Raw genomic sequence first — 23,735 nt, 5'->3', positions numbered from 1 at the left:
CCGCCGCGCCGCCTTACTCCGCAGCATGAGCCGCAGGGCCCGCACGGGCGGGTCGCGGGGCACGAGGCGGAGGGCGGGGCGGCATGGGCGGTCCGGCGGTGGTGCGGGTCCTGCGGGACCCGACGGCGGGGCGGTATCTGGCGGGGGTGGTCGTCTCGGGGTTCGGTACGTCCGCGATGTGGCTCACGGCGGGGATCTGGGTCAAGTCGCTGACCGGGTCGAACAGTCTGGCGGCGCTGACGGTGTGCGCGATGTGGGTCCCGGTGCTGGCCGGGCCCGCGCTCGGCGCGCTCGCGGACCGGATGGACCGGAAGAAGCTGCTGGTCCGGGTCAACCTGGCGATGGCCGCTCTGCTGGTCACGCTGGTGCTGGTGGACTCGGGCAGCGCCGTCTGGCTGGTCTTCGTGGTGCTGGTCCTCTACGGGGCGAGCGGCGTCCTGCTCGACGCGGCGGAGTCGGCGCTCGTCGCGGGGACCGTGCACGCCTCGCTGCTGGCGGACTTCAACGGGCTGCGGACGACGGCCAACGAGGGCATGAAGCTGGTCGCCCCGCTGGCGGGCGCCGGGCTGTACGCGCGGTTCGGCGGCCCGGCCGTGGCGCTGCTGGACGCGGCGACGTGCGCCCTGGCCGCCCTGATCTTCGCGCGGCTCCGGGTACGGGAGGCTCCGCGGCCCCCGGTGGGGGCGTGGCGCGGTGAACTCCTCGCCGGGCTGCGGCGGATACGCGCCTCGGCCGTGCTCCGCCCACTGGTGGCGGCGGGGGCGGCGACGATGCTGCTGGCGGGGGTCAACGGGACCGTGACGTTCGGTTACGTCGATGACGTGCTCGGCCGGACGCCGGAGTACGCGGGGGTCCTGTACGCGGTGCAGGGCGCCGGTTCCGTGACGGTGGGGCTGCTGGTGGGGCCGCTGCTGCGCCGGCTGTGGGAGCGGGTCTTCGCGGCGGGCGGGATGGCGTTGTTCGGGCTGGCGGTGGGCGCGCGGACGCTGCCGCACGACGGGGTGGCCCTGGCGGCGAGCGCGGCGATCGGGTTCGGCCTGCCGTGCGTGCTGATCGCGACGATGACGGCGGTGCAGCGGGAGACGCCGGACGCGGTGCTGGGGCGGACGGCGGCGACGGCGGGCTCGCTGATGACGGCGCCCAACGCGGTGGCCCTGGCGGCGGGGGCGGGGCTCGTCGCGGTGGTGGACGTGCGGGTGCTGACGGCGACCGCCGGGGCGGCGGGGCTGCTGGCCGCGGCCCTGCTGGCGGCGGGGGCGGTGCGGCGCCGCACCGCCCCCACGCCGGCATCCGCCCCCGCGTCACCGCCCGCCTCCACGCCGGCACCCGGCCCCGCGTCGCCGTCCGGATCCGCCCCTGCGCCGGCGTCCCGCCCCGCAGGGGAGTCCGGGCCCCCGGGGGAGCCCGGCCCCTCCTCACCCCAGCCGTGAGAGCGCGGCGGCGACCGCCTCCAGGTCCGGGCCCGAGGCGAGTCCCGCGTGGTACAGGCGCAGTTGGTCCGCGCCGAGCGAGGCGGCGTGGGCCGCGTCGCGCTCCAGGGTGCGTGGGCTGCCGCCCATCCCGGTGACGATCCCGAAGTTGGCGGCGCGTACTCCGCCCCGGCCGGCGAACGGGCCGAGGACCGCTTCCCGGGCGCCGTCGGGTCCGGTGCAGGGCAGCACCACGCCGTCGGCCACGGCCAGGATGTGGTCCGCGTCGACGCCGACGTTGGCCCCGGTGCGGTACGGGACGGGGTCGGCGTGCAGCAGCACCTGGAAGCCGGGCGGGGCCGCGTCCCGTACCGCCGCGACGGCCGCCTCCTGGAACGTGCGGGCGACCCGGCCCCGCCACCTCAGGGTGGCGTCCGCGAGCTCGGGTCCGAGCAGCTTCCCGATGCCGTCCCGGCCGGACTCCGGGGAGCCGGCGCCGGACCAGGTCGGCCCCAGGGCACGGCGGACGGCCGCGGACAGGTCGCCGGGGTCGGCGCCCGCCTCCCCGTACCCCTCGCGGCACACCGGGCAGAAGCACAGCGACAAGAGGTACTGCGCCGCCTCGCCGAGGCCCACGCCTGCGACCTTGTCGTGGGCGTGCAGATGGGCGAAGCCGTACCAGCCGCAGGACTCCAGTTCGGTCCCGTGCGTGCCGGGGCGGGCGGCGGCCTCGGCCGCCAGGTCCACGAGGTACGCGCGCACGGCGGGGCGGGCGATGCAGGGGGCCCAGGGGTAGCGGTCCCCGTAGGCGTTGACCACCGAGGTGTCCGGGTGCTCCGCGCCGAGCCGCGAGCTGTGGGCGAGGACCACCCAGCTGTGCACCTCCAGACCGGCGGCGGCCAGCGCGCCCGCGGCTTCCCCGTACGGATCGTCGCCGGCCGTCCAGCTCTGGCGGTACGGGGCGAGGGCCCGCCCCGCCCAGCGGTCCGGGTCCGGCGGGTAGAGGACGGCGGCGTGCTCGGCGGTGACGACGCGGTGGGCGGGGTGGCGGGGGGTCAGGGCCCGGGTGGCGTGGTAGGCGGAGGCCAGGGTGACTTGCCGGACGCCGAGGTCCGCGATCCGGGCGGCGGCGTCCGGGTCCCCGACGACGTCCCATGGGTAGAGGAACGCGCCCGCCTTCACGCCCCGCCCCCTGCCCGGCCCGCCGGGGTGCCCTGTTCCTGCGACGCGCGCTCCTGCGACGCACGTTCCTCCAGCAGGGCGCGGCCGCTCGCGATGATCTCGATGAGGTCCTTGACGTGTGCGGCGGTCGGTTCGGTGAGCGGGGTGCGTACCTCGCCGACGTCCAGGCCCTGGAGCCGGACTCCGGCCTTGACCAGGGAGACGGCGTACCCGTGGCCCTTGGCGCGCAGTTCGACGAGCGGCCGGTAGAAGTGGTCGAGCAGCCCGTCGACCAGCGCGTCGTCGCCGGAGTCCAGGGCCCGGTAGAAGGCGAGGGCGATGTCCGGGGCGAAGGCGAAGACGGCGGAGGAGTAGAGGGTGACGCCGATGCCCCGGTAGGCGGGGCCGGTGAGTTCGGCGGTGGGCAGTCCGTTGAAGTAGAGGAAGTCGCCGTCGGGCCGGTGGGTGCGGACCGCGCTGACGATGCGCTGCATGAGGTCGAGGTCGCCGTGGCCGTCCTTGAGCCCGATGATGCCGGGGGTGCGGGCCAGGGCGACGACCGTCTCGGGGGTGAAGACCGCGTTGTCGCGCTGGTAGACGATCGTCTCCAGTCCGGTGGCGGCCGCGAGCGCCGCGTAGTGGTTCAGCAGCCCTTCCTGGCCGGCGACGACGAGGTAGGGGGGCATGGCGAGGAGTCCGTCCGCACCGGCCTCCTCGGCGGCCCGCGCGTACTGGACGGCGAGCGCCGTGCCGTAGCCGGCCCCCGCGAGGACGGGGACCTGTCCGGCCGTCTCCTGGACGGCGGCGGCGACGGCGATGCGGAACTCCTCGGGGGTCAGCGCGTGGAACTCGCCCGTACCGCAGCAGGCGAAGACCGCGGCGGCTCCGGCGTCGATCCCCGCGCGCACATGGGCGCGGAAGACGTCGAGGTCGACGGCGCCGTCCGGCCCGAACGCGGTCACGGGGAAGAAGAGCGGCCCGGGGACTTCGCTGAGCCGGGCGGCGAGGGGGGCTGAGGTCACGGGCGCTCCCTGAGCAGGTTCAGGCGTGCACAATTCTGATCGATGTCCATATTTCTGAACAGCGCAACGCTAAGGCAGCCTCCGATGGCAGGTCAAGGCGGACGCGGACTCTTGACGCGCCTCGCCCCACCTCCCTAGTTTGTCCACGCATGTGAATGTCAGCCAGGATTGCGCACAGCACCCCGCGTACGCCCCGAGGAGACCCCCGTATGACCGCTCCCCGTACCGTCCTGCTCACCGGCGCCGCAGGCGGCCTCGGCACCCTGATGCGGGAGCTGCTGCCCGCGTACGGATACGACCTGCGGCTGCTCGACCTGGTCCCGGTGGAGGGCGCGCCCGAGGCGATCACCGCCGACCTGAACGACCGGGAGGCGCTGCGCGAGGCCGTGCGCGGGGTGGACGCGGTCATCCACCTGGCGGGCATCTCGCTGGAGTCCACGTTCGACAAGATCCTCCGCGCCAACATCCAGGGCACGCACCACCTCTACGAGGCAGCCCGCGAGGAGGGCGTCCGGCGTATCGTGTCCGCCTCCTCCAACCACGTCATCGGTCACACCCCGCGCCCGGCTCCGGGCGATCCGCCGATCCCCCTGGACGCCCCCCGCCGCCCCGACACCTTCTACGGGCTCTCGAAGTGCTTCGGCGAGGACCTGGCCCAGCTCTACTGGGACCGGCACGGGCTGGAGACGGTCTCGGTGCGCATCGGGTCCTGCTTCCCCGAGCCCACCTCGGTGCGGATGCTGTCGGTCTGGATGAGCCCCGGCGACGGGGCACGGCTGTTCCACGCGGCTCTCACCGCCGAGGACGTGGGGCACACCGTCGTCTACGGATCCTCCGCCAACACCCGCCTGTGGTGGGACCTGGCACCGGCGCGGGCGCTGGGCTACCGGCCCAGGGACGATTCGGAGCCGTACGCGGCGAAGCTCGTCGCCGAGCAGGGCGAGCTGGACCCGGACAACCCGGCGCACGCCCGCGTGGGAGGCCACTTCGCGACGGACCCGCCGATCTGGCCGCACTGAGCCGCCGGGGGCGGAAATCCGGGCGACACGGGCGCCGCGGGGATCGGGCGGCGGAAATCGGGGCGACGGGGGCGCGGCGGGGACCGGGCGGCGGAAATCCGGGCGACGGGGACGCGGCGGGCCGGGCAGGATGCGGGCCATGCCGAGACCTTCAGGATTCCAGTACGAACAGCACGGCGACCAGAGCGTCACCATCACCCACCACGGCCGCCCCGCGGGCACCCTGCGCGGCGGCCGGGCGGAGAAGTTCCTGGCCGAGGTGGGCTCGGGCGACGCCCAGTTGGTGATGGCGCGCTGGACCGGTGCGTACAAGCACGGCAACGAGCGCACCGCCCGCGACCACCCGCGCAACCGCCGCTGAGCGCCCTCCGACGACCGTCCTCCGGACGGCCGAAGGTAAGGGAACGGCAAAGCCGGGTCGTTCGTTACCCCGTGCATGACCGCAATGACCCCCGGCTCGAACATCCCTCTCTCCGCCGCCCGCGTGGCGGTGGACGTCGCCGCTCCGGTGCGGCTCGACGTCTCGGGCCTGCTGCTCACCGCCGACGGCAAGGTGCGCTCCGACGACGACTTCATCTTCTACAACCAGCCCTCGGGCCCCGGCGTGACCTACCGCTCCGGCGGGGGCTCCGCGCCCGACGCGATCGTGGTGGACACCGCGGCCGTCCCGCCGGGCATCGAGAAGATCGTCGTCACCGCGAGCCCCGACGCCGCGGGCCAGACCTTCCAGGGCGTCGAGCCCACCGCCACCGTGCGCAACGCGGACGACGGCAGCGCGCTCGCCACCTTCACCCCGCCGCAGCTGGGCGCCGAGACGGCGCTCGTGATCATCGAGATCTACCTGCGCAACGGGGCCTGGAAGGCCCGCGCGGTCGGCCAGGGGTACGCGAACGGGCTGGCCGGGATCGCCACGGACTTCGGCGTCTCGGTCGAGGAGCCCGCGGCCCCGGTCGCCCCTCCGGCTCCGACGGCCCCCGCCCCGGTCGCCGCCGCCCCCGTCGCTCCGGTCGCCGCCCCCGTCGACCCGCGGATCGCCCCGCCCGCTCCGGCCGCCCCGCCCGCTCCCCCGGCGGCCCCCGCCGCGCCCGCGGGCTCCGGGAAGATCAACCTGGACAAGGGCCGGGTCAACCTCCAGAAGAACCAGACGGTGTCCCTCGTCAAGGGCGGCGCCCCGCTGCTCTCGCGGGTCAGGATGGGCCTGGGCTGGGAGCCCGCGTTCCGCGGCAAGGACATCGACCTGGACGCGTCGGTGATCGCCTACGGCCCCAACCGCAACCACCTGGACAGCTGCTACTTCGGCAAGCTGACCATCCTGAACGGGGCGATCAAGCACTCCGGCGACAACCTCACCGGTGAGGGCGCGGGCGACGACGAGGTGATCATGGTGGACCTCGGCCGGATCCCCGCCGAGGCGACCGGCCTGGTCTTCACGGTGAACTCGTTCACCGGCCAGAAGTTCAACGAGGTGGCCAAGGCCTACTGCCGGCTGATCGACGACGCGTCCGGCGAGGAGCTGGTCCGCTTCGACCTCACCGGCGCCGAGCCGCAGACCGGCGTGATGATGGCCAAGCTCATCAAGCAGTTCACCGGCGAGTGGGAGATGACGGGGATGGGCGAGTTCGTGAAGTCGCGCACCGTGCGGGGCATGGTCAAGCCCGCCGCCAAGTCCCTGTAGCCGCCGTGGGCCCTCTCCGGAGGGCCGCAACGGAGTCCGGGGCGCCTGAAGTGATTCAGGCGCCCCGGATCCGGAGAAGGCGGACGCTGCTCGTGCTCGTCTCGCGTCTCAGAGCTTGGTCAGTTTGGAGTACGGGCTCAGGATCCTTCCCTGTCGCCCCGAGAAGTCGATGAGGACTGCATCGTTGTCGCCCTCGACAGCAAGGATCCTGCCGAGCCCGAACTGGTCGTGCGACACCCTGTCGCCCACATCGAAGCATTCGACCGGTGGGGCCTCCTGGGCCGGGCGGTTGAAGGGACTGGAAGGCAGGTGACGCCGGGCTGACTGTTTCATTAAGTCGAGTATGCGCCCTGCGAAGGCCCTACGCCATGCCCGTCGGTGCCCAAGGCCCCAGACGTGCCGGATTCGTAATCAGCGCTCACCACGGCCAGTCAGCGCTTCCTCCCGCCTCCAGCAGCGGAACCATGCGGAACGCAGCGTCGGAAAGACCCCCGAACGTGTGGCGGTTTCCCCCGCCGGACGGGGCGTGGCCAAGCTGGTATCCGGCCAGATTCCAGGTGTAGACGGGCACCGTGTCCGGAACGCTGTGGGTCGCGCCGCCACGGCGCGTGTACGCGACCTGCTCGTCGGTGACGATGAGTACCCGGTCGTGGTCCCTGTAGTGCCGTCGCACCGCCTCCTCCGTGTTCGTGCCGCCCAGGTTCCCGAAGCGGTCCAGGACCCGGAGCACGGACTCACCCCTGCGGAAGGCCACCGGCGCGCTGCCCGTGCCGAACTGCACCAGGTCAGCGTCGGCGGAGCGCAGCGCCAGCGCCGCGCCGAAGACGGCCGCGGCGTCGGCCCGGTTCAGCCGGGAGCGCTCGGAGAGCGGCGCGCCCATCGACCCGGACCGGTCGACCAGGACCAGGGTGCGGCCCGGCAGCGCGGGTACCTGGCCCAGCGAGTGCCCGAGGGCCCGTTCCAGCGGGTGGGCCCAGCGGAGCGAGGGCGCGTGCCGGTACGCGGCGAGGTAGCGGAAGGGGAACTGACCCGACGCGGCGACGGCTTCCGGGTCGCTGATCCGGGCCGCGGCGCTCGCCGCGACCTCGTCCCGCACACCGGCCTCGTCGAAGTTGCGGAGGTTCCGGACGAGCGCCATGGTGCCCATCGACGGGATCACCGCCTCCCAGGCCGCCGCGTCCATCGGGCCCTGCAGCCAGCCCGCCAGCGCCTCCCAGGTCAGGCCGGCCTCGGCCAGCCGCTCCGCGCCGCCGGCTCCGGTGACGACGGTGCGACGTTCGGCGACCGGCAGTTCCATCAGCTCCCGGTGGGCGCTCAGAGTGCGGTCGGCTGCGGGCGGCACGGCGGTTTCCGGCCGGTGCCGGCGGTCCAGCGCGTACCGGAACAGCTCGCCCTGCCAGGGCTTGGCGGGGTCGGGCGCGGCGTGCACGAGATTGAGTACGTCGCCGAAGCGGTAGCCCTTGGACGCGGTGTCGTACTTCAGCAGAGCCCGTCCGGTGTAGAGCCGGCGCACGGCGTCGGCGATGCCCCGCTTCACGGGCTGGGGCAGGGCTCGCCCGTAGCGGAGCGTCCAGTAGCCGAGCAGTTCGCCCGGCTCGTCGGCCCGCAGCAGTAAGGAGTCGATGACCTGGCGGTTCGAGGGTCCCCCGGTGCAGCCTGCGGACAGCCGCGCCTTCACGTACTCCGCGCCGCCGACCAGCGAGGCGGTCCGCATCCGCCCGTCGCGGCGCAGCCAGTGGAGCAGCCCCGCGGTCCAGGTGGGGTCCTCCACGGCGAGGCGGCGCACGAGCGCGGCGAACCGGTCGTCGCGCTGGTCCCCGCCCTCGTAGTAGGTGTCCTGGGCCACGAAGTTGGCGACGGCGAGCAGGAAGAGTTCGGAGCGGGCGTCGCGCGCGTGCCCGGTGCCGCCTTGGTGGTTGGGCGCGAGCGCGCCGGTCGTCGCGACGGGCGAGGTGGGCACGGAACCGGCGGGCCGGGACCTGTGGGTACGGAGGTTGAAACGGGCCATGAGAAGAATTCCCCCGAATTCCTGGGGAAGGACGCGGCGGCGGAACGGGGTGCCCGAGATCAGGAGTCGGCGACGGAGAACAGTCAGATGCTCTGACCGACTGAGCTACCGGCCGGAGCCGGGCGGGACTCGAACCCGCGACCCTCTGATCCAGAAGTATCCGTCGCCTGCGCACCGGGCACCCCGGCGCTCGCGCCTCCCGAGATCATCAGTGGCTGCGGCACATTTCGGGAAAGGAAGGAGCCGCCGCCTTCGCACCGGGAGGTGCATGTCCATGACCTTAGGGAACGGTCCGGTCGCACGCGAAGGATTTTCGCCGGCCCCGATCCCGGCCCCTGCCCGGTCCCGGCGAGAACGCGACGGGCCCCCGGGGACGCAACCGAACCGGAGGGCGCGGGCGTCGCACAGGAGGGGCCTGCGGTGATTGCCCCCGGACCGACAGCACAAAAAAAGGGGGGACGCACGGCATGGAGCGGGTCGTCGCGGGATACCGGATCGTGGCGCTGCTCGGTGAGGGCGGCATGGGGCGGGTCCACCTGGCCCGGACGGCGTCGGGGCGGCTCGCGGCGGTGAAGACCGTCCATGAACACCTCGCGGCCGACCCGCTGTTCCGGGAGAGGTTCCGGCGCGAGACGCTCGCCGCGCGGGCGGTCGCCGGTCCGTTCACCGCCGCGGTGCTGAACTCCGGTCCCGACGCCGTACGGCCGTGGCTGGCGACCGAGTTCTGTGCGGGGCCGACGCTCACCCAGGCCGCCCGGGCGCTCGGGCCGCTGCGCGCGGGGCCGCTGGCCGGGCTGGGGGCGGCGCTCGCGGAGGCGCTGGCGAGCATCCACCGGGCCGGACTGGTCCACCGCGACCTGAAGCCGTCGAACGTGGTGCTCACCCGGGGCGGCCCGAAGGTCCTGGACTTCGGCATCGCCCGGCGGGCGGCCGACGAGACCCTCACAGGGACCGGGGAGGTCATCGGGTCGCCCGGGTTCATCGCCCCGGAACTGCTGGCGGCCGACGACGAGCCGTCCCCCGCCGCCGATGTGTTCGCCCTCGCGGCGCTGCTCGCCCGGATGGCGACGGGCCGACCGCCCTTCGGCTCCGGACCCGCGCACCAGGTGCTGTACCGGACGATGCGGGGCGAGGCCGATCTGGACGGGGCCCCGACCGGCGAGTGGCGCGCGTTCCTCGGCTCCTGTCTGACGGGCGACCCGGCCGGGCGTCCCGCGGTGGCCGACGTCCTGGACTGGTGCGCGGAGCGGTCCCCGGCCGACGCGTGGTGGGAGCGGAACCCGGTGGCCGGCCTGGTCCGCGACCACGAGAACAGGGTCGCGGCGCTGGTGGCGGACGCCGCGAACACCAGCCTGGACGACGCGGGCACCCCGGCCGGCGCGGACGACGTGCACGAGGCCGGCACCCCGGTCGGCGCGGCGGACACCGGTAGCACTCCGGCCGACGCCGTACCCGCCCCCTCCTCCACCGGCGCCAAGCACCCCCCGGCGGACGCCGTACCCCACCGGACCCGTCCCGTGGTCGAGCCGCGGGACGCCGTCCCGCACGACGGTGAGCCGGGCCGGGGTCCGGACAGGCGGCGGCTGCTCGCGTTCGGCGGGGCCGCGCTCCTGACGGTAGGCGGTCTTCTCGGCGGCGCGGCTCTGCTCCGGCGCACCGAGCAGGACGGCCCGACCGGCGACCGGGGAGCCTCACCGGCGCCGAAGGCCCGCTGGGCCCGGGGACGTCTGCTGTGGACCAGGACCGTCGGCGGCCTCGGCCCGTCCGGCCGGGTGCTGCGCCACGGCGGCGCGCTCCTCGTCACGGACGCAGCCGCGGTGACCGCGCTCGACGCGGCCACCGGTGCGGTGCGCTGGCGGTTTCCGGCGCGGGACGTCACGGCCGTCCGGCCGCTCGGGGACCAGGTGCACCTGCTGCTCTCCGGGCTGCTCTTCGCACCGGAACTCCTCGTCCTCGACGCCCGGACGGGCAACCGGCGCTGGTCGGCCCTGCCGGACCGGCCGCCCGGTACCCGGACATCCACCGCACCCGACGGCCCGTCGGCGTTCCTCGCCTTCGACGGCGGGACGACGGCCCTGGTCTCCTACGCCTCCGACGCCTCCCTGTGGACGAAGCGCTCCCTGGGCGATCGTCCCTGGCGCGCCTACGGGTTCGACTCACGTACGGGAGAGGCCCCCTGGTTCCACGAGGGGACGAGGGCCGCGGTGACCGGCATCGACGCGGCGGGCGGCCGGCTGGCCGTCGGACTCCGCCTCCCGACCCGTTCCGCGGCCCCCGCCGAGGAACCGTTGTTCGTGCTGCGGACCACCGGCGCGGCACCGCGGCCGGAGCCGGAGATACCTGGCGGCGCCCCGTATCCGCACGCCCACCCCGGCGCCTCCGGCACCCGGTACTACGCGCGCGGCAGCCGGGTCGTCGCGATCGATCTGGCGGCCCGGCGCACCGCCTGGCACCGGGCCATCGAAGGGGCGCCGACGGTCACGCCCACGGCGACCGGTGGCGTGGTGCACGCCGCGACGGGGGGCGGGGTCACCGCGCTCGACGCCCGGAACGGGCGGGTCCGCTGGAAGCGCCGGGATGTCGGGCGACTCGCCTCCGACGACGGCGGCATCGGCAGCGGGCCGCCGCTGGTGGCGGACGGCGCCCTGTACGCCACCGGGCCGGAGCCGGGCCGCGAGGAGAGGCCCGGGGAGGGCGCGTTCTGGGGGGTGCACGCCCTCGACGCCCTCCGCGAGCGCCGGCTGTGGTCGGTCCCCGTCGAGGAGGACGGGCCCTTCGTCGCCGCCGCCGGCGGCGGTCTCCTCCACGTCTGTGCCGGCGGGACCCTTCACACGTTCACCGGACCGGAGTCCGCGTGACCGGCCCCCTGCTCCCGGGCGATCCCGAGCGGCTCGGCTCCGTCCGACTGCTGGGCCGGCTCGGGGCGGGAGGCATGGGTACCGTCTACCTGGGCCGGACGCCCGGCGGGCTGACCGTCGCGGTGAAGACGGTGCACGAACACCTGGCGGCCGACCCGCACTTCCGTGAACGGTTCCGCCGCGAGGCCGCCGCCGCCCGCGCGGTGACCGGGGCGCACACGGCCGCGGTGCTCGACGCGGACCCGGAGTCCTCCCGGCCCTGGCTCGCCACCGCCTACCTGCCGGGTGTCACACTGCGGCACGCGGTGGCGGCGACCGGACCACTGGCGCCCTCCGCCGTGCGGTCCCTGGGCGCGGCCCTCGCCGAGGCGCTGGAGGCCGTCCACCGGGCGGGGCTCGTCCACCGCGACCTCAAGCCGTCGAACGTGCTGATCACCGCCGACGGACCCCGGGTCATCGACTTCGGGATCGCCCGCGCGATCAGCGACCACGGGTTGACCGGGGCGGGCGACCTCGTCGGCACCCCGGGGTTCATAGCCCCGGAGCAGATCACCGGGGCGGTCGTCACCGGAGGCGCGGAGTCCCCGGAGGCGGTGGGCGGCGTGACGGTGACCGGGGCGGCCGATGTGTTCGCGCTCGGGGCGGTGCTGGTGTTCGCCGCCACCGGAGGCAGCCCGTTCGGCTCGGCGACCCCGGCGGTGCTGCTCTACCGGGCCGTCCACGAGGACCCGGATCTCGCCGGCGTACCCGACGGGGTACGGGAGGTGGTGACGGCCTGCCTGGAGAAGGATCCCGGCCTGCGTCCGACGGTGGACCAGGTCCTGCGGGCCACCACTGATCCGCATCCGGCACTGTGGTGGCGCACGGAGCCGCTGCGCACGCTGGTCCTGGGCGGGGCGGCCGAGCAGCCCGTCGAAGAGCCCGCCGCTCCACCCGGCACGCCGGGGGCGGCCCCGACCGCCGCGGCACCGGCCCCGGCCCGCACCCGCCCGTTGTCCGTCCTGCCACCGCCGCCCGTGGTGAGAAGCCCGGCGGTCCGACGCGGAGAGCTCACCCGGCGCGGTCTGCTGCTGGCCGGGGGCGGCGGGCTCGCCTCGCTCGTCACGTACGCGGCCATCCGGAGCGGGGCCGGGCGGGAGGAGCGGGTCGAGGATCCCCTGAGGATCCGGCCGGGGAGCGCCGGGCAGGGCGCCCTGCGCTGGACCCTGGCCCCCGCGTTCGACGGCACGACCGTGGACGCGCTGCGGTCGGCCGGGAGTTCGCTGCTGGTGCACGGCGTCGCCGTACCCGATGCCGGGGTCACCGGCAGCGGCGGCGGATACGTCACCGCGCGGCGGGCCCGCGAGGCCGGACGCCGATGGCTGGCCCGCGCCGAGGAGAACGCCCCCGCGCAGTGGGGGGTGTCCGGTTCGGTGCTGGCGGCGGCCGATGTGGGCGTGGGCGCCCTCGATCTGGCGACGGGCGAACCCCTCGGTACGCCCACGGAGCGTCCGGCCCCGCTGTGGTTCGCCATCGCCTCGGGGGTGCTGGTCTCCGGTTTCGCGGCGGACGGCGACGCACCGACGCTGAACGCCGTGGACCTGCGCACCGGTGCGCGGCGCTGGACCGGGGGCACGACGGAGGTCCGGCCGCCCGCCGTGCTGGACCGGTCGGTGCTGCTGGCCGACGCGGACGGGGGGAACATCCGGTGCGTCGACGCGGTCAGCGGTGAACTTCGCTGGTCGTACGAGGAGTTCGAGGGTTCGGCGGTCGCTCTGACGGCGGTGCCGACGGCGGGCTGCTTCGTCCTGCTCGGCGTCGGAGGCACCCTGCACTTCCTGCGGGCGCGCGATGGCGGCCGCCTGGCCACCGGCACGCTGAAGGACGGGCCGCGTTCCGGTTCCAGCGCGCTCGCCGCCGCCGGCTCCACGGTGCTGCTGACCACCGGGGGCCGGGTCCACGCCTACGCGCCCGCCACCGGCCGGTCGCTCTGGTCGGCGGGGACGGTGGGGCTGGACACCAGCTGGCCCGCGGGCACGGGCGGCATCCGGGCTCCCGTGACGTCCGGCGGAGCGCTGCTCCACTGGGCGCGGGCGGGGGTCCTCCAGTGCCTCGACCTTCGCAGCGGCGAGGAGCGCTGGGCGGCCACGCTCGGCGGGGTCGGCCAGGTGCCGCCGGTGGTGACCGGGGGCACGGTGTACGCGGCGACGGGCGAGCTGTGCCGGGCCCTGGACGTGAACCGGGGCACGGTGCAGCACGGTTGGGGGGTCACCGACGTCCGGGACCTCGCCGCTGACCCGTCCGGCTGGTACGCCCGCGTCGGCACGAAGGCGGTACGGGCGTACAACCACACGGCTGCGCCGAGGCGGGGCTCCTGAGGCCGCGAACTACTGACGGCCGCTCGGTAGGAGCAGAGCTCTTCGGCTGAGCGCTGCTCCGAGCCCGGTGCGCACAGGCCCTCAACCGCCCGCGCGCGAGCGGGCCTTGAACGCCGCCTTGCGGGCGTCCTTGGCCGCCCTCTTGTCGCTGTGCAGCCGGCCCATGGCCTCCAGCACATCGGCGGTGGCCGGGTGGTCGACGCGCCAGACCTCGTCGAAGAAGCCGCTGTGCTGCGCGGAGAGCCCCTCGACCAGGCCCTGGAGCTCGTCCAGCTCGCCGTCCGCGTCCAGTTGGGCGGCGATCGTGTCGATGGCCAGCCAGAAGATCATGTCCTCCGGCGGGGCGGGCACGTCGGCCGCGCCGCGCTCCGCGAGCCAGACGCGGGCCAGGCCGCCCAGCTCCGGGTCGCCGAGCACCGCGCGTACGGCGGGCTCCGCCCCGGGGCCGGCCAGGGCGAGGGCCTGCTGGCAGTGGAGGCGGCGCAGCGGCGCGCCCTCGTCCGTGCCGCGCGCGGCGGCCAGCAGCTCGGCCGCCGCGGCCACCGCGCCCTCCGCGCCGTATCCCGCGAGCCAGAGCTTGACCTCGGCGCGGGCGGCGGGCTCCGGGTAGTGGGCGATGCCGTCGAGGAGGACGTCGGCGCCCTTGCCGGCGAGGTCGCCGACCGCGGGGGCGTCCACCCCGGCCTCCAGCATCCGGGCCCGGATGCCGTACAGGCCGAGGGGGGTGAGCTTGACCATGCCGTACCGGGTGACGTCCTCGTCGTCGGCCCCGGCGGCGGAGTCGTCCGCGGCTTCGCCCTCCTCGACCAGCAACGCCTCGTCGACCGGGTGGTATTCGACGATCCCGATGGGTTCGAGGAGCCGGAACTGGTCGTCGAGGCGCATCATCGCCTCGGACACCTGCTCCAGGATGTCGTCGGTGGGCTCGCCCATGTCGTCGGGGACGATCATCGACGCGGCGAGGGCGGGCAGCGGGACCGGTCCCTCGCCCGCGCCGTTGTCCGCGAGGGTGAGCAGGTAGAGGTTGCCGAGGACGCCGTCGAGGAACTCCGCCTCGGCCTCCGGGTCCCACTCCAGGGCGTCGAAGTCGATCGAGCCGTCCTCGCCGACGAGGTCCGCGAAGTCGTCCAGGACGGGCGCGGTGGCGTCGGCGTGCACGGCGTCGAGACCGTCGAGCCAGATGGACAGGACGTCCTGCGGGGAGCCGCCGGTGAGCAGGGCCAGGTTCTCGCCGGTGGTGACGGTGCCCTCGCCGTCCGTGCCCTCGCCGTCCGTGCCCTCGCCGTCCGCGCTCTCCTCGGGGTCGGTGACGTCGAGGAGGCCGGTGTCCACGGCGAGCCGCCAGGCCTCGCTGGCGTACGCGGCGCCGTCCTCGTCCGCCGGGAGGGCGAGGTGCTCGGCGGCTGCGGGAAGCTGGTCCTCGACCAGTTCGCCGCCGGCCCCGACCCGGGTGTCCGGGCCCGCCCAGCGGGCGAGCTTCACGGCGCGGACGAACAGCGGAGCGGCGAGCGCGTCCCGTGCCAGTTCGGCCTCGGTGTTCAGCCGCACCGGCGGCAGGGAAGGGCGCTCTGCGGACATCGGGGGTTCTCCTCGGTGCGTGCTCGGGGCATACGGAGTGCGTACGCGGTTCGGCCGCCCAAGCCTAGACGCAATGCGCCGCGTACCGCCCGCCGCTTCGCCACATATCGCCCCGCCGCACCCCTATGCGCCCGCGCCCGGCTCCAAGCTGAGCACGGGGGTGTGGCGGTGCACGCCGCCGCCGGCGGTCATGCCCGGGTAGTTCTGGACGCGTTCCCAGCGCGGGGACGGGGAGCCGACGCCCTCTCCGGGTTCGGCGAGGGCGGCGATGTGGTGGTCGGCGCTCTCCCACTCGGCGTAGTTGAGGACCCGGGTGCCGTCGGTGCTGACGTGGAAGTGCGCGGAGATGCCGCCGGCGGGCAGACCGGCCTCTTCGCCGAGCGCCTCGAACACGGTGTTCACCCAGGCACGTTGGCGGGCCGGGTCGGGCCCGTCGAACTCGACGTCCACGATGACGAGGCTGCCGGTCTCCCGGGTGTCGCCCTCGGCCCGGAGGCTGGAGCGGTACAGCTCGTAGGTGCGCAGTCCGAGGCGTTCGATGCCGGGGACGGCGGCGTCGATCTCGGCGTTGCGGGCGTCACGGCTCTCCCGTACGAAGTCCTGGTAGGCCTGTTCGCCGGTCCACTGGGAGTAGTGCAGCAGGGTCGCGCCGTCCTCCCTCGCGTAGACGCTGTAGGAGAGCAGTCCGGGGTGCGGCCACTCCCGGCTCTCCCATGCCTTCCGGATGGCGTCGACGGCCTCTCGCTGCCGCTGCGGTGTGCCGACGTTCCAGGTGCTGGCCTTGGCGATCCGGGCATCGGCGCGGGCCGGGTCGGGGCGGTCGGTGAGGTGCGTGGTCATGGCGGGTTCCCTTCGTCACGCGCGCCGGTCGGTGCGTCGTGATCACCACGGTGACACCTCAAGTTCGGTTGAGGTCAAGGCTGTTGCGCCTGGCGGCGCCCGCGCCCCGTTCGCCCAGGGCGTGAGCGGCCCTGGGTGCGGCCGGGGCCGGCCGGGGAAGGGTGGGGGCATGACCCTCTCGGTGGCGCACCTGAGCGATCCGCACCTCACGACCGGTCCGGGGGCGGCGGCCCCCGCCGCCGGGCTGCGGGCCGCCCTGCGCCGGGTGCTCGCCCTGGACCCGCTCCCGGACTGCGTCGTGATCACCGGTGATCTCACCGAGCGCGGGGAGCCGGGCGAGTACGCGGCCCTGCGCGAGGAGGTCGGCGCGTTCCCGGTGCCGCTGCTTCTGGTGGCGGGCAACCACGACGTGCCGGAGGCCCTCGTGGGCGCGTTCGGCGGGACGCGCTTCCTGGGCGGGGGGACGCTGACGTCGTACGCGGTGGAGCACCCGGCGTTCACCGTCGTGGTCCTGGACTCGCGGGTCGCCGGCGCGCCGGGCGGTCGGCTGGGTCCCGCGCAGTTGGCCCGGCTGGACCGGGACCTCTCCCGGCGCCCCGGCGTACCGGCCCTGGTCTGTCTGCACCATCCGCCGGTTCCGGTCGGCATTCCGTTCCTGGACGCGATGCGCCTGGCGGACGGCCCCGCGCTGGCGGAGGTGGTCGCCGCGCACCCCCGGGTCGTGCGGGTGCTGGCGGGCCATGTGCACCGCCCGGTCACGGCGGCCTTCGCGGGCAGCACGGTGGCGGTCGCGCCGAGTACGTACCGGCAGAGCGGGCTGGCGCTGCGGGAGGGTGTGCCCGGCTACCCCGACGAGCCGGCGGCCTTTCTGCTGCACGTCCTGCCGGGGGGACCGTCCGGCGCGGGCTGGGTCACGCACACCGTGCCGGTGGGCGACGACTGAAGGACCGGTCGGGCCCCGCCCCGGGACCGGTCACTCGGGCGGCTCGGCCCGCCAGGCCGTGATGTTCAGCTCGTCCATGTACCGGATGTCGTGACCCTCCAGCGGGTAGACCCGCGCCCCCGCGTCGGGGGCGGCGGCCAGCTCCAGGGCGTCGGCCATGACGAGCTCGCCGCCCTCCTGGGTGGAGACCCAGGCGAGCATCGACCGTGCGGTGCCGCCCGGCTTCAGGGTGAGCGCCTCGGGGCCCCGGTCGCGGCCGAACTGCGAACCGGCCGGGTTGACCTTCACGGGGAGGCGTTCGCCGTCCTCGCCGAGCGCCTGGACCGAGGGGTAGCCGTCGACCCGGTAGGGCTTCGAGCCGCAGTTGGTCAGGGTCAGGGCGACCGCACGGCTCATCATCGCGGTCAGCACCTCCCCCATGGTCACCACGGCGCCGGAGGCGGGGCACTTCTCCGGCGGGGTCCCGGGCGGGGTGGAGGCCGGGCCGGTCCCCGCCGTCTCCCCGTAGGCGGGCGCGGGGGTCGGGGGCAGCGTCTCGGCGCGGACGATGCCGGAGCGGGGCGCGGAGGCGGACGGGGCGGGGTCCGGTTCTTCGCCCTCGCCGGCCGGGACGAGAAATCCGGAGCAGCCGGTCAGCGCGGTCAGCGCCGCCGCCAGCAGCACGGCGGAGGCCCGTCCGCGCACCCGCGCCCGCCCGCGTACGTACACATCCATGCCGGTGCCCCCACCTCTCGCCGCGGCCGTCACCATGACCCGCCGCCGCGGCCCGTCGTCCGTGCGTTCGATCATGTCAGAAGTGGTGCCGGAGCAGCCGCCCCTACGGACTCTTCAGCGTCCCTTGCCGGTCGCCCCAAGAAGATCTAAGTGGACCTACAAGGTTCCGGGAGCCGACACTTCGGGCATGACCGCCACCGCATCGCGCCCCTTCGGCCGCACGCTCTGCGCCATGATCACGCCCTTCACCGCCACCGGGGCCCTGGACCTCGACGCCGCCCGTGCGCACGCCGCACGCCTGGTGGCGGAGGGCTGCGACGGGATCGTCCTCAGCGGCACCACGGGCGAGTCCCCCACCACGACGGACGCCGAGAAATCCGCCCTGCTGCGGGCCGTCCGGGCTGAGGTCGGCGACGGGGTACCGCTGCTCACCGGCGTCGGGGGCCCGGACACCGCGCACACCCTGCGCCTGGCGCGGGAAGCCGAGGGGGCGGGCGCGGACGGACTGCTGGTGGTCAGCCCGTACTACAGCCGCCCGCCGCAGGCCGCCGTCGAGGCGTACTTCCTGCGGGTCGCGGACTCCACCGGACTGCCGCTGATGCTGTACGACATCCCCGGCCGCACCGGCACCCGGATCGAGCCGGAGACCCTGCTGCGGCTGGCGGACCACCCGCGCGTGGTGGCGGTGAAGGACTGCGCCTACGACCTGCTCGGCTCGACGAAGGTGATGGCCCGCACCTCGCTGGCGTACTACTCGGGCTGCGAGGAGCTGAACCTGCCGTTGTACGCGGTGGGCGGCGCGGGTTACGTCAGCACCGTCGCGAACGTGGCCCCGCGCCAGGTGCGGGCGCCGCTGGACGCGTTCGACGCGGGCCGCACCGACGAGGCGGCCCGGCTCAACGGGCTCACGGTGCGCCTCACCGAACTGATGATGGCGAGCGGCCTCCCCGGAACCGTCACCGTGAAGGCGCTCCTGGACGCGGGACCGGTCCGGGAACCGCTGCAGCCCGCCGGGCGCGAGGCGACCGACGGGCTGCGGGCGGCGTACGAGGAGCTCCTCGCTCCCTGCTGAACGGGTCAGTTGTGGGCGTGCAGGACCTCGTTGAGGCCGCCCCACACCGCGTTGTTCGGGCGGGCCTCGACGGTGCCGGTGACCGAGTTGCGGCGGAAGAGGATGTTGGAGGCGCCGGACAGCTCGCGAGCCTTGACGACCTGGCCGTCCGGCAGCGTGACCCGGGTGCCGGCGGTGACGTACAGACCGGCCTCGACGACGCACTCGTCGCCGAGCGCGATCCCGACGCCCGCCTCCGCGCCGACCAGGCAGCGCTCGCCGATGACGATGCGCTCCGTGCCGCCACCGGAGAGGGTGCCCATGGTGGACGCGCCGCCGCCGATGTCCGAGCCGTCGCCGACGACGACGCCCGCGGAGATGCGGCCCTCGACCATGGAGGTGCCGAGCGTGCCCGCGTTGAAGTTGACGAAGCCCTCGTGCATGACGGTGGTCCCGGTGGCGAGGTGCGCGCCGAGCCGGACGCGGTCGGCGTCGGCGATGCGTACGCCCTTGGGGGCGACGTAGTCCGTCATCCGGGGGAACTTGTCGACCGAGGTGACCTGGAGGTGCAGGCCCTCGGCGCGGGCGTTGAGCCGCACGCGCTCCAGGTCGTCGACGGCGACCGGGCCGAGCGAGGTCCAGGCGACGTTGGCGAGCAGCCCGAACAGCCCGTCGAGGTTCTGGCCGTGCGGCCTGACCAGCCGGTGCGAGAGCAGGTGCAGACGCAGATAGGCGTCGTGGGCGTCGAGCGGCTTGTCGTCGAGCGAGGAGATGACCGTGGCCACGGCGACGATCTCCACGCCGCGCCGGGCGTCCACGCCGAGTGCCTTGGCGGCGCCCTCGCCGAGCCGGTTGACGGCCTCGTCCGGGCTGAGGCGCGTCGTACCGGCGGGGCCGGGGTCGGAGGTCAGCTCGGGGGCGGGGAACCAGGTGTCGAGGACGGTGCCGTCACCGGCGACGGTGGCGAGGCCGGCGGCGACGGCGCCGGTGGTGCGGGCAGAACCCTGGGAAGTCGTGTCGGTCATGAACGCAACCTAACGGGCCGGGGCCCGCTCGGGCGAACCGGTCTCGGCGTGGGGCCCCTTTCCCGCCACCCGCCCCTGCTCCCCCGGTGCGGGCAGCCGGCGGCGGCGGCGAGCAGGGCGCGGCGGTGGCCGGAGCGGTCCCGAACGGTCACCCGCCATCCATCACCGGCTTCACCACCAGGACGGGAGGATCCGCCGGGACCACGCGGGTGTGCCGACGCAGGGGGCGTATCACCCTGCCGGTCAGCAGCGTGCGGGGGACATAGCCGAAGCGACGGGAGTCGACGCTCACGGGCTGGTTGTCGCCCAGGACCAGGTAGTGGCCGGGCGGCACGATCGAGCCGGGGGGTACGTCCAGCCGCTCGGCCATGAGCGCGGGAACCGGGTCGCCGGGTCCGGCGGCGATCCGTTTGATGATCAGGCCCTCGTGCGCGAGTCCCTCGTCACGCGCGCCGGGAGGCGGTTCGAGGACGACGACATCTCCCCGGGCCACCCGGCGCGCGCGGCGGCGGACCAGGACGCGGTCCCCGTCGTGGAGGGCGGGTTCCATGCTCGGGCCGGTGACGGTGACGGCCAGCAGGCGGGTCCGCAGCAGACGGCGGGCGAGGCGCACGATCACGCGGGGCCTCCGCTCCGGGAGGTTCCGGCCACCACCTCGGCGGGCGGCAGCGGCCCGTCAACGGCGGCGGTGGCCGGCGGGGTGGGTACGGAAGCCCCCGCGCCGTGCGCACCGGCGTCGTGCTCATCGGAGTCGGGCGCGTACCCGCTGGCCTGGAGGGTGAACAACCGGGCGTACACCCCGGAACGGCGCATCAGGTCGGCGTGCGGTCCCCGTTCGACGATCCGGCCGTCCTCCAGGACCACGATCACGTCCGCGTCGCGCAGGGTGTTGAGGCGGTGGGAGATGAGCAGCCCCGCCCGGCCCGCCCGGTGGTGTCGCAGCCGGCGGTGGATCTCGTACTCCGCCTCGGGATCGAGACCGGAGCCGGGCTCGTCGAGGACGAGGAGGTCGGCGTCGTCCCGGATCAGGGAGCGGGCGAGGGCGAGCCGCTGCCACTGTCCGCCGGAGAGGACGACTCCGGTCGTGGCGTCGTCCTTGTCCCGCTCACTGAAGAAGATCCGGCTCAGCAGGGTGTCGTAACCGTGGGGCAGGCCGGTCAGCCGGTCGTGGATTCCCGCGACGCGGGCGGCCTCCGCCACCCGGTCGGGGTCCCGGAGTGTGGTGAGGTCGCCGAGGGCGATGTTCTCGCGGGCGGTCAGGTCGTACTCCATGAAGTCCTGGAAGGTGGCCCCCATCCGGCGGCGCAGCTCACGCGGGCACAGTTCGCGCAGGTCGACGCCGTCCCAGAGGATCTGTCCCCGGACGGGATCGTAGAACCGGCACACCAGCTTCACCAGCGTGGACTTCCCGGCGCCGTTGAGACCGACGAGGCCCACGGCCTGTCCGGCGGGCAGGACCAGGTCGACGCCCCGGAGCACCCAGGGCTGGTCCTCCCCGTAGCGGAACCACACATCGCGGAACTCCACCGAGTGGCGCAGCGGCGGTACGGGACGTGGCCGGGCGGGTACGGGCAGGTCGGGTCCGGCGTCGGTCACGGTGAGGAAGTGGCGGAACATCAGGAGGGCGTGGTGGCCCGTGGCGAGTTCGACGGCGAGTCCGGCCAGCGCCGTCTGGACCGCGGGCAGGGCGGTGACCAGGACGGTCACCCCGCCGACGGTGATCTGTCCCGAGCGGGCGGCCGAGACCGCCCACAGCAGTCCGGCCCCGGCGACCAGGGCGGAGAGCAGGGCGAGTCCCGCCTGGACGGCCAGTTCCTGACGGTCCATGCCCCGTTTCGCCGCGTCCGAGGTGCGGCGCTCCGCGACCATCCGGTCGCCGAGGAAGCGCCCCAGGCCGAAGAGCCGGATCTCCTTCGCGGCCCGCAGGTCGGTCAGCAGTGCGCTGTAGAACAGCTCCCGGCGCTCCACCGGGCCCACCGTCCAGACGAGGGCGGCCCGTCGGCGGCTGAGCGCGATCTCGGCGCCGAGGACGAGGACGCCGGAGGTCAGGACGGCCGCCGCCATCCAGGGGCCCAGCAGGGTGAGCGCGCCGAGGAATCCGGTGAGGGTCACCACCGCGCCGACGGTGCCGATGACGCTGCCGACCGCGTCGACCGGCGCGGTGCCGCCGTACTGACGGGCCATGCGCAGCCGGTCCAGGAACCGCGGGTTCTCGTAGGGGCCGATGCCCGTGAACCGGTCGACGGCGGTGTGGAGTTCGACCTGAGCGCGCAACCCGACCGCCCGGCCGAGCTGGGCCCGCAGGTACTGGAGGAACTGGGGGACGACGGCGAGGGCGACACCGCATCCGACCAGCAGCAGAACCGGGCCGGTGAGGGAGCCGCCGGCGAAGGGGGCGGCGACCAGGCGGTCGATCACGGTCTTGAGGGTCCAGGCGGCGGCGACCGGGGCGGCGGACGCGGCCACCGTGAGCAGCAGCCAGCCCGTCAGGGTGGCGGGTGCCGCCCGGCGGGCCAGGCGGACCGCGGCGACCAGGACGGTACGGAGCGGGGAGTGGCCGGGTTCGTCGTCGGGCCGGGCGGCGGGGGCGGGCCTGGTCATCGGACGGCGACGGGGGTCTGGGGCCACCGGCCGACTTCCGTCACCACGAGACCGCCGTCAGGGCTGTGCCCCACCCGTACACAGCTGGGAAACGCCTTGGCGGCGAACGCCGTGGTGATGGGGCCGCCAAAGGGTTCCTGGACGGTCGGCACCACGGCGGCCAGGGCGGCGGCCATGGATCCGGCGTCCTCGTCCGACATGCCCGGCCCGTGCGGATCCGGTGCTTCGTGTGAGCTGTGCGGGTCCGGTGCTTCGTGTGAGCTGTGCGGGTCCAGTGCTTCGTAGGATCTGTAGGAGTCGTTGACGACGACGGCGAGCACCTGCCGGGCCTCCTCGGGCCGGTCCGCGTACCGGGCGACGAAGCCGGGCAGTTTGTCGCGACAGGGCTCGCAGGTGGGCGAGAAGAACGCGACGAGGGTTCCGTCGGTGAGATCCCGGTCGGTGACGGGGCTGTCGGACGGGCCGGCGGTGAAGGAGGGCACAGGGGTGCCGACGCTCGCGATGCCGGACATGCCCCCGGGCATGGCGGCGGCCGGTGCCGACGCCTGTCGCAGCAGGTCGGAGTGGACCCGCAGCCGTCGGACGACTCCGACGGTGAGTACGAGGTCGACCATGGCCAGGGCTCCGACGGCGAGGACGGCGGCGGCGAGCGGACTCACGGGGTGGTTTCCTTTCGGGGCAGGGGACGGAAGAGCGTGACGAGGTCGTCGAGGGCCGTGACGAGCAGGCCGAGGACCGCGCCCGCGAGGGAGGCGGTCAGCACCGCCACCGGATCGCCCGTACCCGGGCCGCCGACGGCCATGGCTACGAGGCCGGTGATCGCCACGGCCAGCAGGATGGAGTTGCGTACGGCGTGTACCGCGCCGAGCGGAGTCGTCGTACGGCCGAAGCAGCGGCAGGGCGTCCGACGGCCGCTACGGGCGGCGGCGACGGCCAGCGCGGTGAAAGCGGCGAGCAGTGCGGCGGCGATGCCGAGCCCGGCGACGAGTACGGTCGGCGGAGCGAGGAAGCCGGGCAGGGCGAAGGCCGGTACGAGGACGGCCTCGGCGGTCACCACCAGCGCGGCGAGGGGACGGGCGGGCAACGGTCCGGGGAGCCGCAGGGCTCGCACGGTCCCGGTGAACTCCGCGAAGGCGGCCGGGTTCTGAACCTTGCCGAGGACGGAGCGCGTGAACACCAGCAGCAGACAGCCACGGACAGCCCAGACGACGAGTTCCACGAGGGTGTCCTTTCTGAGGGGGGCGGCCGCGAGGGGCACCGACAGCGCGGCACGGTCGGTGCGGTGCGGGTCGGTTCAGCCGTGGGCGCCGTGGGAACGGGGCGGTTGACCGCGGGCGCCCCGGCGGCGGTAGGAGTTCCTTCCGCGCTGCCGACGGGCCGTGGTGCGTGCCGCTCCCGGGTCGATGACCCGGGAGCGGCACGCATACGGAGCACGTCCCCGGAGAGGCCACCTTCAGGTCGCCTCTCCGGGGGG

Annotated in this window: 20 protein-coding genes; 8 read left to right on the top strand and 12 right to left on the bottom strand. The window is 74.8% G+C overall.

Annotated elements, in window-relative coordinates:
* The first annotated feature begins 83 nt into the window (after positions 1–83).
* Positions 84–1,430, top strand: coding sequence for an MFS transporter (locus tag D581_RS0113130; RefSeq protein ID WP_018957675.1), 1,347 nt, complete (start codon positions 84–86; stop codon positions 1,428–1,430).
* On the opposite strand, the gene D581_RS0113125 is transcribed toward D581_RS0113130, so the two are convergent.
* Positions 1,416–2,591, bottom strand: a complete 1,176-nt coding sequence (locus D581_RS0113125; protein WP_018957674.1) for a hypothetical protein — start codon at positions 2,589–2,591, stop codon at positions 1,416–1,418. The two genes, D581_RS0113130 and D581_RS0113125, sit on opposite strands and share 15 nt — an antisense overlap.
* Positions 2,588–3,592 carry a 5-dehydro-4-deoxyglucarate dehydratase gene (locus D581_RS0113120; RefSeq protein ID WP_018957673.1) on the bottom strand — a complete coding sequence of 335 codons (1,005 nt, stop codon included), beginning with the start codon at positions 3,590–3,592 and terminating at the stop codon, positions 2,588–2,590. The genes D581_RS0113125 and D581_RS0113120 overlap by 4 nt, the downstream gene beginning before the upstream one ends.
* Before the next feature lie 209 nt (positions 3,593–3,801).
* Here D581_RS0113120 and D581_RS0113115 point away from each other — a divergent pair, with 209 nt between their 5' ends.
* The 3 genes from D581_RS0113115 to D581_RS0113105 all read left to right on the top strand — a co-directional run bounded on the left by D581_RS0113115 (position 3,802) and on the right by D581_RS0113105 (position 6,286).
* Positions 3,802–4,611 carry an NAD-dependent epimerase/dehydratase family protein gene (locus tag D581_RS0113115; protein ID WP_018957672.1) on the top strand — a complete coding sequence of 270 codons (810 nt, stop codon included), beginning with the start codon at positions 3,802–3,804 and terminating at the stop codon, positions 4,609–4,611.
* Between the two features lie 139 nt (positions 4,612–4,750).
* Positions 4,751–4,972: a hypothetical protein gene (locus tag D581_RS0113110; protein WP_018957671.1), complete on the top strand. Its 222-nt coding sequence runs from the start codon at positions 4,751–4,753 to the stop codon at positions 4,970–4,972.
* Between the two features lie 75 nt (positions 4,973–5,047).
* Positions 5,048–6,286, top strand: coding sequence for a TerD family protein (locus D581_RS0113105; protein ID WP_026290471.1), 1,239 nt, complete (start codon positions 5,048–5,050; stop codon positions 6,284–6,286).
* Between the two features lie 108 nt (positions 6,287–6,394).
* Here the strand turns inward: D581_RS0113105 and D581_RS1000000141265 are convergent, their stop codons facing one another.
* Positions 6,395–6,619: a hypothetical protein gene (locus D581_RS1000000141265; protein ID WP_032752687.1), complete on the bottom strand. Its 225-nt coding sequence runs from the start codon at positions 6,617–6,619 to the stop codon at positions 6,395–6,397.
* 85 nt (positions 6,620–6,704) lie between these two features.
* On the bottom strand, positions 6,705–8,294 hold the full coding sequence (locus D581_RS0113095) for a TROVE domain-containing protein (protein WP_018957669.1): 1,590 nt from the start codon (positions 8,292–8,294) through the stop codon (positions 6,705–6,707).
* Positions 8,295–8,761: 467 nt separating this feature from the next.
* Between D581_RS0113095 and D581_RS0113090 the strand changes: the two genes are divergently transcribed.
* Together D581_RS0113090 and D581_RS0113085 are read left to right on the top strand one after the other, a co-directional pair.
* Entirely contained in the window at positions 8,762–11,152 is a 2,391-nt protein-coding gene (locus D581_RS0113090) for a protein kinase domain-containing protein (RefSeq protein ID WP_018957668.1), read from the top strand.
* A complete protein-coding gene (locus tag D581_RS0113085) occupies positions 11,149–13,509 on the top strand; it encodes a protein kinase domain-containing protein (protein ID WP_018957667.1) in 2,361 nt (786 codons plus the stop codon). Before D581_RS0113090 ends, D581_RS0113085 begins: the two co-directional genes overlap by 4 nt.
* 81 nt (positions 13,510–13,590) lie before the next feature.
* Here the strand turns inward: D581_RS0113085 and D581_RS0113080 are convergent, their stop codons facing one another.
* Together D581_RS0113080 and D581_RS0113075 are read right to left on the bottom strand one after the other, a co-directional pair.
* Complete coding sequence (locus D581_RS0113080) at positions 13,591–15,087, bottom strand: hypothetical protein (protein WP_018957666.1); 1,497 nt, start codon at positions 15,085–15,087, stop codon at positions 13,591–13,593.
* A gap of 123 nt (positions 15,088–15,210) precedes the next feature.
* Positions 15,211–15,927, bottom strand: a complete 717-nt coding sequence (locus D581_RS0113075; RefSeq protein ID WP_018957665.1) for an antibiotic biosynthesis monooxygenase — start codon at positions 15,925–15,927, stop codon at positions 15,211–15,213.
* 169 nt (positions 15,928–16,096) lie between these two features.
* Between D581_RS0113075 and D581_RS0113070 the strand changes: the two genes are divergently transcribed.
* Complete coding sequence (locus tag D581_RS0113070; RefSeq protein ID WP_018957664.1) at positions 16,097–16,870, top strand: phosphodiesterase; 774 nt, start codon at positions 16,097–16,099, stop codon at positions 16,868–16,870.
* Positions 16,871–16,900: 30 nt separating this feature from the next.
* Here D581_RS0113070 and D581_RS0113065 read toward each other — a convergent pair whose 3' ends face one another.
* Positions 16,901–17,659, bottom strand: coding sequence for a DUF4232 domain-containing protein (locus tag D581_RS0113065; RefSeq protein ID WP_018957663.1), 759 nt, complete (start codon positions 17,657–17,659; stop codon positions 16,901–16,903).
* Positions 17,660–17,771: 112 nt separating this feature from the next.
* Between D581_RS0113065 and D581_RS0113060 the strand changes: the two genes are divergently transcribed.
* A complete protein-coding gene (locus D581_RS0113060) occupies positions 17,772–18,656 on the top strand; it encodes a 4-hydroxy-tetrahydrodipicolinate synthase (RefSeq protein ID WP_018957662.1) in 885 nt (294 codons plus the stop codon).
* Between the two features lie 5 nt (positions 18,657–18,661).
* Here the strand turns inward: D581_RS0113060 and dapD are convergent, their stop codons facing one another.
* From dapD to D581_RS0113035, 5 genes are all read right to left on the bottom strand, one after another.
* Positions 18,662–19,660: a 2,3,4,5-tetrahydropyridine-2,6-dicarboxylate N-succinyltransferase gene (gene dapD / locus D581_RS0113055; RefSeq protein ID WP_018957661.1), complete on the bottom strand. Its 999-nt coding sequence runs from the start codon at positions 19,658–19,660 to the stop codon at positions 18,662–18,664.
* A gap of 148 nt (positions 19,661–19,808) precedes the next feature.
* A complete protein-coding gene (locus D581_RS01000000137150) occupies positions 19,809–20,279 on the bottom strand; it encodes a S26 family signal peptidase (protein WP_018957660.1) in 471 nt (156 codons plus the stop codon).
* Positions 20,276–22,261 carry an ABC transporter ATP-binding protein gene (locus tag D581_RS0113045; protein WP_018957659.1) on the bottom strand — a complete coding sequence of 662 codons (1,986 nt, stop codon included), beginning with the start codon at positions 22,259–22,261 and terminating at the stop codon, positions 20,276–20,278. The genes D581_RS01000000137150 and D581_RS0113045 overlap by 4 nt, the downstream gene beginning before the upstream one ends.
* Complete coding sequence (locus D581_RS0113040) at positions 22,258–22,920, bottom strand: redoxin domain-containing protein (RefSeq protein WP_018957658.1); 663 nt, start codon at positions 22,918–22,920, stop codon at positions 22,258–22,260. The genes D581_RS0113045 and D581_RS0113040 overlap by 4 nt, the downstream gene beginning before the upstream one ends.
* Positions 22,917–23,480, bottom strand: coding sequence for a MauE/DoxX family redox-associated membrane protein (locus tag D581_RS0113035; RefSeq protein ID WP_018957657.1), 564 nt, complete (start codon positions 23,478–23,480; stop codon positions 22,917–22,919). Before D581_RS0113035 ends, D581_RS0113040 begins: the two co-directional genes overlap by 4 nt.
* Positions 23,481–23,735 lie beyond the last annotated feature (255 nt).

The sequence above is a fragment of the Streptomyces sp. CNB091 genome, assembly GCF_000377965.1.
Note: the sequence above shows the minus strand (reverse complement) of the source record. Positions and strands in the feature narration are given on the sequence as shown.